This window comes from Serratia sp. CY33802 (genome assembly GCF_052169095.1).
Lineage (GTDB): Bacteria > Pseudomonadota > Gammaproteobacteria > Enterobacterales > Enterobacteriaceae > Serratia > Serratia bockelmannii.
In genome coordinates this window covers 75,231-92,821 of the sequence record NZ_JBJNLL010000008.1, presented here as the reverse complement: position 1 = coordinate 92,821, position 17,591 = coordinate 75,231, and the positions used below count along the sequence as shown (strand labels likewise).

Here is a 17,591-nt window from a genome sequence, read left to right as displayed (position 1 = left end):
TCAGTTGTTTTGGTAAATGTCCCGATACAGGCGGCTTTCGAAGCGCACCAGCGGCGCGCGGCGCTGTTTCTGATCTTCTGGCGGCACGGCGTAGCCGGAGAGATACTGCACGAAGGCCATGCGCTGGCCGCTGGCGGTCGTGATGAAGCCCGCCAGGTTGTAGACGCCCTGCAGTGCACCGGTCTTGGCCGACACCTTGCCGTCGACGCCGGCTTCGTGCAGGCCGCCGCGGTAGCGCAGGGTGCCATCATAGCCGGACAGCGGCAGCATCGAGATGAAGTTCAGCTCGTTGTCGTGCTGAGCGATGTACTGCAGCGCCTGCATCATAGTCGCCGGCGCCAGCAGGTTGTGGCGCGACAGGCCGGAACCGTCGGCGATAATGGTATTGCCCAGATCGATGCCGGCTTTCTGGCGCAGCACCTGCCGCACGGCATCGGAGCCCGCTCGCCAGGTGCCCGGTACGCCGAAGCGCTCGTGGCCGATGGTGCGGAAGACGGTATCGGCGATCATGTTGTCCGATTTCTTCAGCATGATCTTCAACAGATCGTGCAGCGGCGCCGACTGAGTTTGCGCGATTACCGTGCCGGTGATGCCGGGACGCGTCTGGCGTTTCAAGTGCCCGTCGATCTGGATACCGGCCTGGGTCAGTTCGTCTTTCAGGATTGCGCCCGCATAGCTGGCGCCGTCCTGGATGGCGAAGGCCAGCGGCAGCGGTTCGCTGCGTTGCGTCAGGCAGCCGGTCAGGGTAAAGCGGTTCAGTTCGCCCGGCACCACGTCCAGCTCGCAGTACTGCGCGTCTGCTGAGCCGCGCGCCAGGGTGCGCACCTGGCTAAACATATTGACTGGATAATAGGAGGCGACGCGGATAAACGCCATGTCGCCCGGATTCGGCGCGCTGTACAGCGAGACCGAGAAACAATTGCGATCGACGATGGCGGCGGCCGGCGGCGCGCTGAAGCACTGCGTCAGATCGTTCCACGGCCAGCCGGGCGCCTTGTCATGGCTGGCGAAGACCGAGGTATCGACCAGCACGTCGCCGCTGATTTGGCGCACGCCCTGTTTCTTCAGGACGGCCACCATATTGCGCAGGCTCTGGCGCTTGAAGGTCGGATCGCCGCTGAAGCGGGCGATCAGGTTGCCGCGCAGCACGCCATCGCGGATATCGCCCTGGCTCTCCAGCGTGGTGGTGAAACGGTAATCGGGCCCGAGTTGCAGCAAGGCCGCCAGCGCGGTCAGCACTTTTTGGGTACTGGCCGGCAGCGCCATCTGCTGAGAGTGATAATCGATCGTCGGCGCGCCGGCACCGATTTTCTGAACGACCAGGGCAAGGTTGGCCCCATCAGGCAGATATTGTGTGTACTCTTCAACCGGGGCCGCATTCGCATTCAGAACAAATGCGCAAGCCAATGCACTGACAATTCGTGAAAAACGCATAATCTCGGGATAACAGCTGGATAACGTGCCGTCATACTACGGTGCAATCAGGGAAAAAGTAAACGATGACCCTCAAGGAACTCTAGGCTAAAATGCGTATCAAAATGCAAAACCAATCTTGGCTTGGGCCTCGTTCCGAGTCAGGTTTCTTTTGTTTGTCGCCTGGAGGCGGGTGGCGGTATGCCAACCGTGTTTTCATACGAATACGTCAGGATGACGGTTATTTGAACAGGAAAGATTTAGAGGTATTTATACGATGAACCAAATTCCGATGACCTTGTTTGGCGCTGAAAAACTGCGCGAAGAGCTCGAATATCTGAAAAGCGTGCGCCGCCCGAAAATCATTGCGGATATCGCTGACGCCCGTGAGCACGGCGATTTGAAAGAGAATGCCGAGTACCATGCCGCCCGTGAACAGCAGGGTTTCTGCGAAGGCCGCATTCAGGAAATCGAAGCCAAGCTGTCCAATGCTCAGGTGATCGATATCACCAAGATGCCGAACACCGGCCGGGTGATCTTCGGTGCCACCGTATCGGTGATGAATCTGGACAGTGAAGAAGAAGTGACTTACCGCATCGTTGGCGACGATGAGGCCGATTTCAAGAAAAATCTGATTTCGGTAAACTCGCCGATGGCGCGCGGCCTGATCGGCAAAGAGCAAGACGACGTGGTGGTGATCAAAACCCCCGGCGGCGACGTGGAATACGAGATCCTGAAGGTCGAGTATCTCTGATCGAGGCCGTTGGTCATTAATGCGCCAACGTTTTGTAAAGATAGGAAAAAGGCCGCAAGCGGCCTTTTATCTTCGTCAGGCGCATGGCACCTTTTCGTTAACCTGATGGTTATTAACGCGGTAGACTGATCTTGCGCTCTTTCGACGGGCGGTAAAGAATAAGCGTACTGCCGATAACTTGCACATTGCAGGCGCCCGTTTCACGCACGATAGCGTCGGCGATCAGGGTTTTGGTTTCGCGATCTTCAGCGGCGATTTTTACCTTGATCAGCTCATGATGCTCCAGAGCCTGTTCAATTTCAGCCAGCACCCCTTCGGTAAGACCGTTATTGCCCAGCATTACCACCGGTTTTAACGGATGCGCCAGGCCTTTCAGGTGCTGTTTTTGTTTATTATTCAGATTCATTGTCTTTTTTGCTTAAGTTGGGATTGAAAACGGTACATTCTACCGCCATCTCATGTATATCACCAAATCGGTCTTCACCGGTGTGAGTCTACGTGAGCAGCGACCCTGACATAAGACTCTTTTTATGATAGTTGGAAAACGAGATGGCTAATAAAAAGCGTTCGGCTAGCTCCAGTCGCTGGTTACAAGAACACTTTAGCGATAAATATGTGCAGCAGGCGCAGAAAAAGGGACTGCGTTCCCGTGCCTGGTTTAAACTTGATGAAATACAGCAGAGCGACAAACTGTTCAAACCGGGAATGACCGTGGTTGATCTGGGCGCCGCACCGGGCGGCTGGTCGCAGTATGTGGTCACCCAAATCGGCGGTACCGGGCGCATCATCGCCTGTGATATTTTGCCAATGGATCCTATCGTTGGCGTCGATTTCCTTCAGGGCGATTTTCGTGATGAACTGGTGCTGAAGGCGCTGTTGGAACGAGTAGGCGAGAGTAAGGTTCAGGTGGTCATGTCCGATATGGCCCCGAATATGAGTGGCACCCCGGCGGTCGATATTCCAAGGTCGATGTATCTGGTGGAGTTGGCGCTGGATATGTGTCGTGATGTCCTCGCACCAGGCGGAAGTTTCCTGGTGAAGGTGTTCCAGGGAGATGGCTTTGACGAGTACCTACGGGAAATTCGCTCCCTGTTTACGAAGGTTAAGATTCGTAAGCCAGACGCTTCCCGCGCCCGTTCGCGCGAAGTGTACATTGTAGCGACAGGGCGCAAACTGTAGTACCCTAACGCTGTTTGTTAACACAGTTGTAAGATGAGGTTAATCCCTTGAGTGACATGGCGAAAAACCTAATTCTCTGGTTAGTCATCGCGGTAGTGTTGATGTCTGTATTCCAGAGCTTTGGGCCCAGCGAGTCGAATGGCCGTAGGGTGGATTACTCTACCTTCATGTCCGAACTGACCCAGGACCAGGTTCGCGAAGCGCGAATCAACGGACGTGAAATTAACGTTACCAAGAAAGACAGTAACAAATACACGACCTACATCCCTGTCAACGATCCTAAGTTGCTGGATACGTTGTTAACGAAGAATGTGAAAGTTGTCGGCGAGCCGCCTGAAGAGCCGAGCCTGCTGGCTTCTATCTTTATCTCTTGGTTCCCGATGCTGTTGCTGATCGGGGTCTGGATCTTCTTTATGCGGCAAATGCAGGGCGGCGGCGGCAAGGGCGCGATGTCCTTCGGCAAGAGCAAGGCCCGCATGCTGACGGAAGACCAGATCAAGACCACTTTCGCCGATGTCGCCGGTTGTGACGAAGCGAAAGAAGAGGTGAGCGAACTGGTGGAATACCTGCGCGAACCGAGCCGTTTCCAGAAGCTGGGCGGCAAGATCCCGAAAGGCGTGCTGATGGTTGGCCCGCCGGGGACCGGTAAAACGCTGTTGGCGAAAGCGATCGCCGGCGAAGCGAAGGTACCGTTCTTCACCATTTCCGGTTCCGACTTCGTCGAAATGTTCGTCGGCGTGGGTGCATCCCGCGTGCGCGACATGTTCGAACAAGCGAAGAAAGCCGCGCCGTGCATCATCTTCATCGATGAAATCGACGCCGTCGGTCGCCAGCGTGGCGCCGGCCTGGGTGGCGGTCACGATGAGCGTGAGCAGACCCTGAACCAGATGCTGGTTGAGATGGACGGTTTCGAAGGCAACGAGGGCATCATCGTCATCGCGGCGACCAACCGTCCAGACGTGCTTGACCCTGCGCTGCTGCGCCCGGGCCGTTTCGACCGTCAGGTCGTGGTCGGGCTGCCGGATGTGCGTGGCCGTGAGCAGATCCTGAAGGTGCACATGCGCCGCGTGCCGTTGGCTGCCGACATCGACGCCTCCGTCATTGCGCGCGGTACGCCGGGCTTCTCCGGTGCCGACCTGGCCAACCTGGTCAACGAAGCGGCGCTGTTCGCCGCCCGCGGCAACAAGCGCGTGGTGTCGATGGTGGAGTTCGAAAAAGCCAAAGACAAGATCATGATGGGTGCGGAACGTCGCTCCATGGTGATGACCGAAGCGCAGAAAGAGTCGACCGCGTATCACGAAGCGGGCCACGCCATCATTGGCCGCCTGGTTCCTGAACACGATCCGGTACACAAGGTCACCATCATTCCTCGTGGTCGGGCGCTCGGTGTGACCTTCTTCCTGCCGGAAGGGGATGCGATCAGCGCCAGCCGTCAGAAGCTGGAGAGCCAAATCTCCACCCTGTACGGCGGTCGTCTGGCGGAAGAGATCATCTACGGGCCGGAAAAAGTCTCTACCGGTGCGTCGAACGACATTAAAGTGGCGACCTCCATTGCCCGCAACATGGTGACCCAATGGGGCTTCTCCGAGAAGCTGGGGCCGCTGCTGTATGCGGAAGAAGAGGGTGAAGTGTTCCTGGGCCGTTCCGTGGCCAAGGCGAAGCACATGTCGGATGAAACCGCGCGTATCATCGACCAGGAAGTGAAGTCGCTGATCGAACGTAACTACACGCGTGCTCGTTCGCTGTTGATGGAAAATATGGACATCCTGCATTCGATGAAGGATGCGCTGATGAAGTATGAAACTATCGATGCGCCGCAGATCGACGATCTGATGAACCGCAAAGACGTGCGTCCGCCGGCGGGCTGGGACGATGCGAACAAAGGCAACAGCTCCGACAACGGTGGCACTCCGAAAGCCCCGACGCCGGTAGATGAGCCGCGCACCCCAACGCCGGGCAACACCATGTCCGAACAGCTCGACAAGTAACAGCGGCTGTGTAATAACATCAAACCCCGGTACGCCGGGGTTTTTTTTTGCCCGGCGGGCAGTGAACCAGGCAACAGTAAGGTGGACCAACCATGCAGTTAACCGTGCGCGACATGACGCTCAACCTCTCCTATCCGCAGGTGATGGGTATCCTCAATGTGACGCCGGATTCGTTTTCCGACGGCGGCCGTCACAACACCCTGAACCAGGCGCTGCTCCACGCGCATGCGCTGATTTCGGCCGGTGCCACGATGATCGATATCGGCGGCGAATCGACAAGGCCGGGGGCAGCTGAGGTGAGTGAAGAGGAAGAATTGGAACGGGTCGTGCCGGTGGTGGAAGCGCTGGCGCAGCGCTTCGAAGTCTTCATCTCGGTCGATACCTCGAAAGCGGGCGTGATCCGCGAATCGGCGCATGCAGGCGCACATCTGATTAACGACATTCGTTCGCTGCAGGAGCCGGGTGCCCTGGCGGCGGCGGCGGAAAGCGGTCTGCCGGTCTGTCTGATGCATATGCAAGGGCAGCCGCGCACCATGCAGCAGGCGCCGCATTACGATGACCTGATTGCCGATGTTCAGGCGTTTTTCGAGCATCATATTCAGCGCTGTAACGAGGTGGGGATAACAAATCAGAAATTGCTGCTCGACCCAGGCTTCGGTTTCGGTAAAAATTTGGCGCACAACTATCAGCTTCTGGCACGGTTGTCGGAGTTTCATCGTTTCGGTTTGCCGCTATTGGTCGGCATGTCGCGTAAATCGATGATTGGGCAACTGCTGAACGTGCCGCCGGATCAACGGGTTATCGGCAGCGTGGCCTGCGCGGTGATCGCGGCGATGCAGGGTGCGCAGATTGTCAGAGTGCATGACGTTAAAGAAACCGTCGAGGCGATGCGTGTCGTCGAGGCAACACTTTCAGCTAAGGGACAGTAGAGACATGAGCGAGCGCAAATATTTTGGCACCGACGGCATCCGTGGCAAGGTCGGGGACAGCCCCATCACGCCGGACTTCGTGCTGAAGCTGGGCTGGGCGGCCGGTAAAGTGCTGGCGCGTCACGGTTCCCGCAAGATCATCATCGGTAAGGATACGCGCATCTCCGGCTATATGCTGGAGTCCGCTCTGGAAGCCGGTCTGGCGGCCGCTGGATTGTCCGCCTCCTTCACCGGGCCGATGCCCACGCCGGCGGTGGCCTACCTGACGCGTACCTTCCGTGCCGAAGCAGGCATTGTCATTTCCGCTTCGCATAACCCGTTCTATGACAACGGTATCAAGTTCTTCTCAATCGACGGCGCCAAACTGCCGGACAACGTCGAAGAGGCAATTGAAGCCGAGATGGAAAAACCGCTGACCTGCGTGGAGTCCGCCGAGCTGGGTAAAGCCAGCCGTATCATCGACGCCGCCGGCCGTTACATCGAATTCTGCAAAGGTACCTTCCCGAGCGAGCTGAGCCTGAAGGGGCTGAAAATCGTGGTCGACTGCGCCAACGGGGCGACTTACCACATTGCGCCGAGCGTGCTGCGCGAACTGGGCGCCACGGTGATCGCCATCGGTGTTGAGCCGGACGGTATGAATATCAACGAAAAATGCGGTGCTACCGACGTGCGTCAGCTGCAGGAGCGCGTGCTGCAGGAAAAAGCGCACGTTGGCCTGGCGTTTGACGGCGACGGCGACCGCGTGATGATGGTGGATCACCTCGGCAACAAGGTGGATGGCGATCAGATCCTGTACATCATCGCCCGCGAAGGCCTGCGTCAGGGGCAGCTGCGCGGCGGCGCGGTCGGTACCCTGATGAGTAATATGGGGCTGGAGCTGGCGCTGAAACAGCTGGGTATTCCGTTCGCTCGCGCCAAAGTGGGCGACCGTTACGTGCTGGAGAAACTGCAGGAACTGGGCTGGCGCATCGGTGCGGAAAACTCCGGCCATGTGATCCTGCTGGACAAAACCACCACCGGCGACGGCATCGTGGCCGGGCTGCAGGTGCTGACTGCCATGGTGCGCAACCACATGAGCCTGCATGACCTGTGCAGCGGCATGAAGCTGCTGCCGCAGATCCTGGTCAACGTCCGCTTCGCCGGCGAGCATAATCCGCTGGAATCTGAAGCGGTGCGTAAGGTCACCGAGCAGGTGGAAACCGAGTTGGCCGGCCGTGGCCGGGTGCTGCTGCGTAAATCGGGCACCGAGCCGCTGATCCGCGTGATGGTGGAAGGCGAGGACGAGCAGCAGGTGACCGCGCTGGCGCATCGCATCGCCGATGCGGTGAAATCAGCAGGTTAAAACAGACAGTTAGCCATCGGGCTTGGCATCGCTGAGCCCGAATAGATGATTGTTGGCGTTTTTTTCCGCAAACGCGCCGGCGGCAGCAAATTGCCCTTGCGTGGGTTGGCGGCTTTGGTTAGTATTCACACCCGCTTCAGTAGGCAGTTTGTAAAAACGCCTGCTTGATGAGTGTGAAGCATTTGGCATGCGGTGAGGCCGCAAGGATACGGGTACTACTATGTACGAAGCTCTTCTGGTAATTTTCCTGCTGATCTCAATCGGGCTGGTTGCTCTGATTATGCTACAGCAAGGTAAAGGCGCTGATATGGGAGCCTCTTTCGGAGCAGGTGCATCAGGCACATTGTTCGGTTCGAGTGGTTCCGGTAACTTTATGACCCGCATGACTGCTGTGCTGGCGACGCTGTTCTTCGTCATCAGCCTGATTCTGGGCAACCTCAGCAGCAACCAAAGCAAGAAAGGCAGTGAGTGGGAAAACCTGGGTCAGCCAGTGAAAACTGAGCAGACGACCGCGCCGGCAGCACCAGCTAAGCCGAGCAGCGACATCCCGCAGTAAGCCGCAAAAAGTTTGTAAACGGTGGTTGTGAACTCGAAGGAACAACGGCCGTTAGCAGTAAGAATCAGTACCGAGGTGGTGGAATTGGTAGACACGCTACCTTGAGGTGGTAGTGCCCTAACGGGCTTGTGGGTTCGAGTCCCATCCTCGGTACCAAATCCCAGAGATAACTTGCAATTTTGCGATTATCGGCGTAGTATTTGCCACGTTTTCGGACGCGGGGTGGAGCAGCCTGGTAGCTCGTCGGGCTCATAACCCGAAGGTCGTCGGTTCAAATCCGGCCCCCGCAACCACTTTCCTTTAAGTGTTTATTTTCAAATACACTTTTCGATTGAAATCCGCTTTTCTCGATCAACATTTGAAAATGACACTTGCTCGAAAGTTGTACCGAGGCCGCCTAGCGGCAAACAGGGTCCAGTTGCATAAAGCCCCGATTTTTCGGGGTTTTTTGTTATTTGGCAACAGAATCACTGGGCTATTTAGCCCTTTTTTTATGTCTTGGGGGTGGGCTTGTCCACATTAGAGCAACAGTTAACAGAGATGCTTTCGGCACCCGTAGAAGCGTTGGGCTTTGAGCTTGTAGGCATCGAATTCATTCGTGCGCGCCAATCGACGCTCCGCATCTATATTGATAGTGATAACGGCATCAATGTTGATGATTGCGCTGATGTCAGCCACCAGGTCAGCGCTGTATTGGACGTCGAAGATCCAATCACGGTCGCTTACAACTTGGAAGTCTCCTCTCCTGGCCTTGATCGCCCGATGTTCACCGCAGAACACTATACGCGTTACCTCGGTGAAGAAGTCAGCCTGGTCCTGCGCATGGCGGTACAGAACCGTCGCAAGTGGCAGGGTATTATCAAGTCTGTCGAAGGCGAGATGATCACGGTTACTGTGGAAGGGAAAGATGAAGTGTTCGCGCTGAGCAACATCCAGAAAGCGAACCTGGTACCCCACTTTTAAAGTTTGGAAGAGGCAACTAGGATGAACAAAGAGATTCTGGCTGTTGTTGAAGCAGTTTCCAATGAAAAATCCCTTCCGCGCGAGAAGATTTTCGAAGCGCTGGAAACTGCATTAGCCACCGCAACCAAGAAAAAATACGAGCAGGAAATCGACGTGCGCGTCAGCATTGACCGTAGAACCGGCGATTTCGACACCTTCCGCCGTTGGGTCGCCGTAGACGAAGTGACTCAGCCGACGCGTGAAATCACGCTGGAAGCCGCTCAGTTTGAAGATCCGAGCATCGAGCTCGGCGGCTACGTCGAAGATCAGATCGAATCTGTGACCTTTGACCGTATCACCACCCAAACCGCCAAGCAGGTTATCGTGCAGAAAGTACGTGAAGCCGAGCGTGCGATGGTGGTCGACGCTTTCCGTGAACACGAAGGTGAGATCGTCACCGGCGTGGTGAAGAAAGTGAACCGTGACAGCATCGCGCTGGATCTGGGCAACAACGCCGAAGCGGTGATTGGCCGTGAAGACATGCTGCCGCGCGAAAACTTCCGTCCGGGCGATCGCATTCGCGGCGTACTGTACGCCGTGCGTCCTGAAGCTCGCGGCGCGCAGCTGTTCGTCAGCCGTTCCAGCTCGGAAATGCTGAAAGAACTGTTCCGCATCGAAGTGCCGGAAATCGGCGAAGAAGTGATCGAAATTAAAGCGGCAGCCCGCGATCCAGGCTCTCGCGCGAAAATTGCAGTGAAAACCAACGACAAGCGCATCGACCCGGTCGGCGCCTGCGTAGGTATGCGCGGTGCGCGCGTTCAGGCCGTGTCGAGCGAGCTCGGCGGCGAACGCATCGACATCATCCTGTGGGATGATAACCCCGCGCAATTCGTCATCAACGCCATGGCGCCGGCCGACGTCGCGTCGATCGTGGTAGACGAAGATAACTGCACCATGGATATCGCCGTTGAAGCCAGCAACCTGGCACAGGCGATCGGCCGTAACGGCCAAAACGTGCGTTTGGCTTCCCAGCTGCTGAAACAACACCGCGGCGACGATCGTTGGGAACTGAACGTGATGACGGCGGACGACCTGCAGGCCAAGCACCAGGCCGAGGCTCATGCCGCTATTGATACCTTCACCAAGTATCTTGATATCGACGAAGATTTCGCCACCGTACTGGTTGAAGAAGGCTTCTCCACGCTGGAAGAGCTGGCCTACGTGCCGATCAAAGAGCTGTTGGAAATCGACGGTCTGGATGAAGATACGGTTGAAGCATTGCGCGAACGCGCCAAAGCTGCATTGACCACGCTGGCCCTGGCACAAGAAGAAAGCCTGGGCGACAACAAACCGGCCGACGATTTGCTCAACCTGCCGGGTCTTGAGCGCAGCATGGCCTTTAAACTGGCCGCGCGTGGGGTTTGTACGCTGGAAGATCTTGCCGAGCAGGGTGTTGACGATCTGGCTGATATTGAAGGGCTTAGCGATGAGCAAGCCGGTGAGCTGATCATGGCTGCACGCAATATCTGTTGGTTTGGCGACAACGCGTAATAACTGTAGCAGGAAGGAACAGCATGACGACAGATGTAACCGTAAAATCGCTGGCAGCAGAGATTCAGACTCCGGTTGATCGCCTGGTACAGCAGTTTGCTGATGCAGGGATCAACAAGTCCGAGTCGGACTCTGTTACCCAGCAAGAAAAAGAAACATTGCTGGCGCACCTGAACCGTGAACACGGCAGCGCGCCAGGTAAACTCACTTTGCAGCGCAAAACGCGCAGCACCTTGAATATCCCGAGCACCGGCGGTAAAAGTAAATCGGTGCAAATTGAGGTCCGCAAGAAACGCACTTATGTAAATCGCGATACGCAGGAAGCCCAGTTGGCTGAAGCGGCAGAGCAGGCACAGCGTGAAGCGGAAGAGCAGGCACGGCGCGAAGCGGAAGAGCTCGCAAAACGCGAAGCGGAAGCGAAGCGCGCAGCCGAAGAGCAAGCCAAACGTGAGGCCGCGGAGATTGCTAAGCGTAATTCAGCGGAAAAAGAAAAAGTGACCAATCAACATACCGACGAAATGACCAAGCCAGCTCAGGCGGAAAAAGCACGCCGTGAAGCCGAAGCCGCTGAACTGAAACGTAAAGCGGAAGAGGAAGTGCGCCGCAAGGTTGAAGAGGAAGCCAAGCGCGTGGCGGAAGAAGCCCGTCGCATGGCCGAAGAGAACGGCGAGAAGTGGGCCCAGGCCGACGCGGCAAGCGCTGCGGTTGAAAGTGCCGACTATCACGTGACCACCTCTCAGCATGCGCGTGCCGCAGAAGACGAAAACGACGCCAAAGTTGAAGGCGATCGTCGTAGCCGCACCCGCGGCGGCAAAGCGACCAAGCAGAAGAAAGGCAACAAGCTGTCCGAATCCAAAGCGGATCGCGAAGAAGCGCGTGCCGTTACCCGTGGCGGTAAAGGCAAACGCAAGCCTAGCGCTCTGCAGCAGGGCTTCAACAAGCCGGCGCAGGTGGTTAACCGTGACGTGGTGATCGGTGAAACCATCACCGTGGCCGAGCTGGCCAACAAGATGGCGGTAAAAGGTTCTCAGGTCATCAAAGTGATGATGAAGCTGGGCGCGATGGCCACCATCAACCAGGTTATCGACCAGGAAACCGCACAGCTGGTTGCCGAAGAGATGGGCCACAAAGTTATTTTGCGTCGTGAAAATGAGCTGGAAGAAGCGCTGATGAGCGACCGTGATACGGGCGCTGCGGCTGAGCCGCGCGCGCCGGTCGTGACCATCATGGGCCACGTTGACCACGGTAAAACCTCTCTGCTGGACTACATCCGCTCCACCAAAGTGGCGGCGGGCGAAGCCGGCGGCATTACCCAGCACATCGGTGCCTACCACGTAGAAACCGAGAACGGCATGATCACCTTCCTGGATACCCCGGGCCACGCCGCGTTTACCTCGATGCGTGCTCGTGGTGCTCAGGCGACTGACATCGTGGTTCTGGTGGTGGCGGCCGACGACGGCGTGATGCCACAGACCATCGAAGCTATCCAGCACGCGAAAGCGGCGCAGGTGCCGTTGGTGGTTGCGGTGAACAAAATCGACAAGCCGGAAGCCGATCCGGACCGCGTTAAGCAGGAACTGTCTCAGTACGGCGTTATGCCGGAAGAGTGGGGCGGCGAAGCGCAGTTCGTTCACGTGTCCGCGAAAGCCGGTACCGGTATCGACGAGCTGCTGCAGGCTATCCTGCTGCAGGCCGAAGTTCTGGAACTGAAAGCGGTACGCAGCGGCATGGCGAGCGGCGTAGTGATCGAGTCCTTCCTGGATAAAGGTCGTGGCCCAGTGGCTACCGTACTGGTTCAGGAAGGTACGCTGAACAAGGGCGACATCGTCCTGTGCGGCTTCGAATACGGCCGTGTGCGTGCGATGCGTGACGAGCTGGGCCGTGAAGTGACCTCTGCCGGTCCGTCTATCCCTGTGGAAATCCTGGGTCTGTCCAGCGTGCCTGCAGCGGGTGACGAAGCGACCGTGGTGCGCGACGAGAAGAAAGCGCGTGAAGTGGCGCTGTATCGTCAGGGCAAGTTCCGCGAAGTCAAACTGGCGCGTCAGCAGAAGTCCAAGCTGGAAAACATGTTCGCTAACATGACCGACGGCGAAGTGTCTGAGCTGAACATCGTACTGAAGTCCGATGTGCAGGGTTCTTGCGAAGCGATCAGCGACTCGCTGCTGAAACTCTCTACCGACGAAGTGAAGGTGAAGATTGTCGGCTCCGGCGTAGGTGGGATCACCGAAACCGACGCGACGCTGGCTGCGGCTTCCAACGCCATCATCCTGGGCTTCAACGTGCGTGCCGACGCTTCTGCGCGCCGCGTGATCGAAGCGGAAAGCCTGGATCTGCGTTACTACTCCGTGATCTATAACCTGATCGACGAAGTGAAGCAGGCGATGAGCGGTATGCTGGCGCCGGAATACAAGCAGCAGATCATCGGCCTGGCCGAAGTGCGCGACGTGTTCAAATCGCCTAAGTTCGGCGCTATCGCCGGCTGTATGGTTACCGAAGGGACCATCAAGCGTCACAACCCAATCCGCGTACTGCGCGACAACGTGGTTATCTATGAAGGCGAGCTGGAATCCCTGCGCCGCTTCAAAGATGACGTTAACGAAGTCCGTAACGGCATGGAATGTGGTATCGGCGTTAAGAACTATAACGACGTGCGCGTCGGCGACATGATCGAAGTGTTCGAAATCATTGAGATCCAACGCACCATCGCTTAACGATTGCACATCTGCTTATATCTGTTTACGGGGGGCCTTTGTGCCCCCCGATTTGTCTGGAGAATCCAAAATGGCAAAAGAATTCAGCCGCGGTCAACGCGTGGCGCAAGAGATGCAGAAAGAGATTGCGATCATTCTGCAGCGTGAAGTTAAAGATCCGCGCGTCGGCATGGCGACCGTTTCCGGCGTGGAAGTGTCCCGCGACCTGGCGTATGCCAAGGTTTACGTCACCTTCCTGAACGTATTGACCGAGAACCACGATCCGGATCTGGTCACCAACGGCATCAAAGCGTTGCAGGACGCTTCCGGCTATATCCGTACCCTGCTGGGCAAAGCGATGCGCCTGCGCGTGGTGCCGGAGCTGACCTTCGCTTACGACAACTCCCTGGTGGAAGGCATGCGCATGTCCAACCTGGTGACCAACGTGGTGAAGAACGACGCCGAGCGCCGTTCCGCCTCAGGCGATGACAAGGAGGATTAATGAGTCGCCCTCGTCGCCGCGGCCGTGACATCCACGGCGTGCTGTTGCTGGACAAGCCGCAGGGGTTGTCGTCCAACGATGCGCTGCAAAAAGTAAAACGCCTGTACAACGCCAACCGAGCGGGCCATACCGGCGCGCTCGATCCGTTGGCGACCGGCATGCTGCCTATTTGCCTGGGCGAAGCGACCAAGTTTTCGCAATACCTGCTCGATTCCGACAAGCGCTATCGGGTGATCGCCAAGCTGGGGCAGCGTACCGATACCTCCGACGCCGACGGCCAGATCGTGCAGGAGCGCCCGGTGAATTTCACCCAGGCGCAGCTCGACGCGGCGCTGGACACCTTCCGCGGCGACATCCAGCAGGTGCCGTCGATGTATTCGGCGTTGAAATACCAGGGCAAGAAACTCTACGAGTATGCGCGCCAGGGGATTGAAGTGCCGCGCGAAGCGCGCAGCATCACGGTGTACGAGCTGCAGTTTATCCGCTGGGAAGGGGATGAGCTGGAGCTGGAGATCCACTGCTCGAAAGGCACCTACATCCGCACCATCACCGACGATCTCGGCGAGCTGCTGGGCTGCGGCGCGCACGTGATCTATCTGCGCCGCCTGCAGGTGGCGACTTATCCGATTGCGCGCATGGTGACGCTGGAACAGCTGAACGCTTTGCTGGCGCAGGCGCAGGAACAAGAAATCGCGCCCGGCGAGCTGCTCGATCCGCTGCTGATGCCGATGGACAGCCCGGTTGAGAACTATCCGGAAGTGAATTTGCTGCCGGTGGTTGCGGGTTACGTCAAGCAGGGGCAACCGGTGCAAGTCGCCGGCGCGCCGGCTTCCGGCCTGGTGCGTATCACCGAGGGTGAAGAGCGAAAATTCATCGGCGTTGGCGACATCGCCGAGGATGGTCGCGTGGCGCCGCGCCGCCTGGTGGTCGAGCATTTCGACTGACGGCGGGGCACTGCGTCGCCTTGCGATCGCACTGCGCTAAGAGTAGAATGGCGCAGCTTATGCATTGGGTTGCTGAATTAGAGATCGGCGCCTGTTTTTATTATCTATAATCTGGAGTATTACAATGTCTCTAAGTGTTGAAGCTAAAGCTCAAATCGTAGCTGATTTCGGTCGTGGTACTAACGACAGCGGTTCTACCGAAGTTCAGGTTGCCCTGCTGACTGCGCAGATCAACCATCTGCAAGGCCACTTCTCCGAGCACAAAAAAGATCACCACAGCCGTCGTGGTCTGCTGCGTATGGTTTCTCAGCGTCGTAAGCTGCTGGACTACCTGAAGCGTAAAGATGTAGCACGTTACACCAGCCTGATCGAGCGTCTGGGTCTGCGTCGCTAATCTAGCAAGTTTCAGTGGAAAGGGGCCTATTTTGGCCCCTTTCTTCTAGGAAGCATAAGCAAATCAGGTTAATGTATTACTGATGTTTCCAAACAGGTTCTTCCGTTACAGAGGTTCGCGCGGCTAATGAGAGGCTTTATCTCCTGCCTGAGATAAGGATTGTCATTAGTCGCGAGGATGTAGTGAGAAGGCAAATCGAGTCACAGGCGTGTCGAGTCGTCAATGCGATTGCGCGCCGCTAATCAAGGATATAATTTTGCTGACACCGATCATTCGCAAATTCCAGTATGGCCAGCATACCGTCACCATCGAAACCGGTATGATGGCTCGTCAGGCCACCGCCGCCGTTATGGTGAGTATGGATGACACCGCCGTATTCGTTACCGTCGTTGGCCAGAAAAAAGCCAAGCCGGGCCAGAGCTTCTTCCCGCTGACCGTTAACTACCAAGAGCGTACTTACGCCGCCGGCCGCATCCCGGGCAGCTTCTTCCGTCGCGAAGGCCGTCCGAGCGAAGGCGAGACCCTGACTTCCCGTCTGATCGACCGTCCGATCCGTCCACTGTTCCCGGACAGCTTCCTGAACGAAGTTCAGGTGATCGCGACCGTGGTTTCCGTTAACCCGCAGGTGAACCCGGACATCGTCGCGATGATCGGCGCCTCTGCCGCCCTGAGCCTGTCCGGTATTCCGTTCAACGGCCCAATCGGCGCAGCGCGCGTAGGTTACATCAACGATCAGTATGTGCTGAACCCGACAACTGACGAGCTGAAAGAAAGCCGTCTGGATTTGGTGGTTGCCGGTACTGCAGGCGCGGTGCTGATGGTTGAATCCGAAGCGGAAGTGCTGAGCGAAGATCAGATGCTGGGCGCCGTGGTGTTCGGCCACGACCAGCAGCAAGTGGTTATCGAAAACATCAACTCCCTGGTTGCCGAAGCCGGCAAGCCGAAGTGGGATTGGCAGGCCCCTGCGGTCAACGAAGCGCTGCACGCGCGCGTGGCTGAACTGGCCGAAGCTCGCCTGGGCGACGCTTACCACATCACCGAAAAACAAGAGCGTTACGCTCAGGTTGACGCGATCAAAGACAGCGTGGTTGAAACCCTGCTGGCGCAGGACGAAACGCTGGACGCCGGCGAAATCCAGGACATCCTGGGCAACGTCGAGAAGAACGTGGTGCGTAGCCGCGTACTGCGTGGCGAGCCGCGTATCGACGGCCGTGAAAAAGACATGATCCGTGGCCTGGACGTGCGCACCGGCGTACTGCCGCGCACCCATGGTTCCGCGCTGTTCACCCGTGGCGAAACTCAGGCGCTGGTTACCGCGACCCTGGGTACCGCGCGCGACGCACAGAACCTGGACGAGCTGATGGGCGAGAAGACCGACAGCTTCCTGTTCCACTACAACTTCCCTCCGTACTCCGTAGGCGAAACCGGCATGGTCGGTTCTCCTAAGCGTCGTGAAATCGGTCACGGTCGCCTGGCGAAACGCGGCGTATTGGCTATGATGCCTAAACCGGAAGATTTCCCGTACACGGTTCGCGTCGTGTCTGAAATCACCGAATCCAACGGTTCTTCTTCCATGGCTTCCGTGTGCGGCGCATCTCTAGCGCTGATGGATGCCGGTGTGCCAATCAAGGCTGCCGTTGCGGGTATCGCGATGGGCCTGGTGAAAGAAGCCGATAACTTTGTGGTTCTGTCCGACATTCTGGGTGACGAAGATCACCTGGGCGACATGGACTTCAAAGTGGCCGGTAGCCGCGACGGTATCACCGCGCTGCAGATGGACATCAAAATCGAAGGCATCACCCGCGAGATCATGCAGGTGGCTCTGAACCAGGCCAAGGGCGCGCGTCTGCACATCCTGGGCGTGATGGAACAGGCTATCAGCTCCCCACGCGGCGATATCTCCGAATTCGCACCGCGTATTCATACTATCCGCATCAACCCGGATAAAATCAAAGACGTGATCGGTAAGGGCGGTTCCGTTATCCGCGCATTGACCGAAGAGACTGGCACTACCATCGAAATTGAAGATGATGGTACAGTTAAAATCGCTGCGACCGACGGTGAGAAGGCGAAATTCGCTATCCGTCGTATTGAAGAGATCACGGCAGAGATCGAAGTGGGCCGTATCTACCAGGGTAAAGTGACCCGTATCGTTGATTTCGGCGCATTCGTCGCTATCGGCGGTGGTAAAGAAGGTCTGGTGCACATTTCTCAGATCGCCGACAAGCGCGTTGAGAAAGTGACCGACTATCTGCAGATGGGTCAAGAAGTGCCGGTTAAGGTACTGGAAGTTGACCGTCAGGGCCGCGTGCGTCTGAGCATCAAAGAAGCGATGGCGCCGGAAGCAGGTTCACCTGCGCCTGAAGCAGAATAACTGTATAGATAGTTTTACAGCTCCCCGCCATGG

Annotated in this window: 15 protein-coding genes and 2 tRNA genes; 15 read left to right on the top strand and 2 right to left on the bottom strand. The window is 57.2% G+C overall.

Annotated elements, in window-relative coordinates; all coding sequences use genetic code 11:
* Positions 1-1,434, bottom strand: coding sequence for a serine-type D-Ala-D-Ala carboxypeptidase (gene dacB / locus ACJ8HA_RS20315; protein ID WP_025305050.1), 1,434 nt, complete (start codon positions 1,432-1,434; stop codon positions 1-3).
* 256 nt (positions 1,435-1,690) lie between these two features.
* On the opposite strand from dacB, the gene greA reads away from it, so the two are divergent.
* Positions 1,691-2,167 carry a transcription elongation factor GreA gene (gene greA, locus ACJ8HA_RS20310; protein WP_025305051.1) on the top strand — a complete coding sequence of 159 codons (477 nt, stop codon included), beginning with the start codon at positions 1,691-1,693 and terminating at the stop codon, positions 2,165-2,167.
* Between the two features lie 112 nt (positions 2,168-2,279).
* Here greA and yhbY read toward each other — a convergent pair whose 3' ends face one another.
* The gene (gene yhbY / locus ACJ8HA_RS20305) at positions 2,280-2,573 is read right to left on the bottom strand and encodes a ribosome assembly RNA-binding protein YhbY (protein ID WP_004933536.1); all 294 of its coding nucleotides are present in this window, start codon (positions 2,571-2,573) and stop codon (positions 2,280-2,282) included.
* 143 nt (positions 2,574-2,716) lie between these two features.
* Here yhbY and rlmE point away from each other — a divergent pair, with 143 nt between their 5' ends.
* The 14 genes from rlmE (at position 2,717) to pnp (ending at position 17,558) form a co-directional block, all read left to right on the top strand.
* Positions 2,717-3,346 carry a 23S rRNA (uridine(2552)-2'-O)-methyltransferase RlmE gene (rlmE, locus tag ACJ8HA_RS20300; protein ID WP_004933533.1) on the top strand — a complete coding sequence of 210 codons (630 nt, stop codon included), beginning with the start codon at positions 2,717-2,719 and terminating at the stop codon, positions 3,344-3,346.
* A gap of 56 nt (positions 3,347-3,402) precedes the next feature.
* Positions 3,403-5,334, top strand: a complete 1,932-nt coding sequence (gene ftsH / locus ACJ8HA_RS20295) for an ATP-dependent zinc metalloprotease FtsH (protein ID WP_004933529.1) — start codon at positions 3,403-3,405, stop codon at positions 5,332-5,334.
* 92 nt (positions 5,335-5,426) lie between these two features.
* Entirely contained in the window at positions 5,427-6,263 is an 837-nt protein-coding gene (folP, locus tag ACJ8HA_RS20290) for a dihydropteroate synthase (protein ID WP_043139266.1), read from the top strand.
* 4 nt (positions 6,264-6,267) lie between these two features.
* Positions 6,268-7,605, top strand: a complete 1,338-nt coding sequence (gene glmM / locus ACJ8HA_RS20285) for a phosphoglucosamine mutase (protein ID WP_025305053.1) — start codon at positions 6,268-6,270, stop codon at positions 7,603-7,605.
* Between the two features lie 220 nt (positions 7,606-7,825).
* Positions 7,826-8,161: a preprotein translocase subunit SecG gene (secG, locus tag ACJ8HA_RS20280; RefSeq protein ID WP_004933519.1), complete on the top strand. Its 336-nt coding sequence runs from the start codon at positions 7,826-7,828 to the stop codon at positions 8,159-8,161.
* A 69-nt stretch (positions 8,162-8,230) separates the two neighbouring features.
* Positions 8,231-8,317, top strand: a tRNA-Leu gene (locus ACJ8HA_RS20275).
* A gap of 60 nt (positions 8,318-8,377) precedes the next feature.
* Positions 8,378-8,454, top strand: a tRNA-Met gene (locus ACJ8HA_RS20270).
* 217 nt (positions 8,455-8,671) lie between these two features.
* Positions 8,672-9,124, top strand: a complete 453-nt coding sequence (gene rimP, locus ACJ8HA_RS20265; protein WP_004933515.1) for a ribosome maturation factor RimP — start codon at positions 8,672-8,674, stop codon at positions 9,122-9,124.
* A 21-nt stretch (positions 9,125-9,145) separates the two neighbouring features.
* On the top strand, positions 9,146-10,654 hold the full coding sequence (nusA, locus tag ACJ8HA_RS20260) for a transcription termination factor NusA (protein WP_019453340.1): 1,509 nt from the start codon (positions 9,146-9,148) through the stop codon (positions 10,652-10,654).
* A 23-nt stretch (positions 10,655-10,677) separates the two neighbouring features.
* Positions 10,678-13,365 (top strand): translation initiation factor IF-2, encoded by a 2,688-nt coding sequence (gene infB / locus ACJ8HA_RS20255; RefSeq protein WP_004933511.1) that lies wholly within the window; start codon positions 10,678-10,680, stop codon positions 13,363-13,365.
* 70 nt (positions 13,366-13,435) lie between these two features.
* Positions 13,436-13,846, top strand: a complete 411-nt coding sequence (gene rbfA, locus ACJ8HA_RS20250; protein WP_004933508.1) for a 30S ribosome-binding factor RbfA — start codon at positions 13,436-13,438, stop codon at positions 13,844-13,846.
* Positions 13,846-14,790, top strand: coding sequence for a tRNA pseudouridine(55) synthase TruB (gene truB / locus ACJ8HA_RS20245; RefSeq protein ID WP_025305054.1), 945 nt, complete (start codon positions 13,846-13,848; stop codon positions 14,788-14,790). The genes rbfA and truB overlap by 1 nt, the downstream gene beginning before the upstream one ends.
* Positions 14,791-14,914: 124 nt before the next feature.
* Positions 14,915-15,184 carry a 30S ribosomal protein S15 gene (gene rpsO / locus ACJ8HA_RS20240; protein ID WP_004933502.1) on the top strand — a complete coding sequence of 90 codons (270 nt, stop codon included), beginning with the start codon at positions 14,915-14,917 and terminating at the stop codon, positions 15,182-15,184.
* Positions 15,185-15,440: 256 nt separating this feature from the next.
* Positions 15,441-17,558, top strand: a complete 2,118-nt coding sequence (gene pnp / locus ACJ8HA_RS20235; protein WP_025305055.1) for a polyribonucleotide nucleotidyltransferase — start codon at positions 15,441-15,443, stop codon at positions 17,556-17,558.
* Positions 17,559-17,591 lie beyond the last annotated feature (33 nt).

Bases quoted from the DNA above. Each gene is read 5' to 3' on its own strand.
- truB (WP_025305054.1), top strand. From the start codon at position 13,846: ATGAGTCGCCCTCGTCGCCGCGGCCGTGACATCCACGGCGTGCTGTTG.
- ftsH (WP_004933529.1), top strand. From the start codon at position 3,403: ATGGCGAAAAACCTAATTCTCTGGTTAGTCATCGCGGTAGTGTTGATG.
- rlmE (WP_004933533.1), top strand. From the start codon at position 2,717: ATGGCTAATAAAAAGCGTTCGGCTAGCTCCAGTCGCTGGTTACAAGAA.
- folP (WP_043139266.1), top strand. From the start codon at position 5,427: ATGCAGTTAACCGTGCGCGACATGACGCTCAACCTCTCCTATCCGCAG.
- rbfA (WP_004933508.1), top strand. From the start codon at position 13,436: ATGGCAAAAGAATTCAGCCGCGGTCAACGCGTGGCGCAAGAGATGCAG.
- greA (WP_025305051.1), top strand. From the start codon at position 1,691: ATGAACCAAATTCCGATGACCTTGTTTGGCGCTGAAAAACTGCGCGAA.
- glmM (WP_025305053.1), top strand. From the start codon at position 6,268: ATGAGCGAGCGCAAATATTTTGGCACCGACGGCATCCGTGGCAAGGTC.
- infB (WP_004933511.1), top strand. From the start codon at position 10,678: ATGACGACAGATGTAACCGTAAAATCGCTGGCAGCAGAGATTCAGACT.
- dacB (WP_025305050.1), bottom strand. From the start codon at position 1,434: ATGCGTTTTTCACGAATTGTCAGTGCATTGGCTTGCGCATTTGTTCTG.
- yhbY (WP_004933536.1), bottom strand. From the start codon at position 2,573: ATGAATCTGAATAATAAACAAAAACAGCACCTGAAAGGCCTGGCGCAT.
- rpsO (WP_004933502.1), top strand. From the start codon at position 14,915: ATGTCTCTAAGTGTTGAAGCTAAAGCTCAAATCGTAGCTGATTTCGGT.
- secG (WP_004933519.1), top strand. From the start codon at position 7,826: ATGTACGAAGCTCTTCTGGTAATTTTCCTGCTGATCTCAATCGGGCTG.
- nusA (WP_019453340.1), top strand. From the start codon at position 9,146: ATGAACAAAGAGATTCTGGCTGTTGTTGAAGCAGTTTCCAATGAAAAA.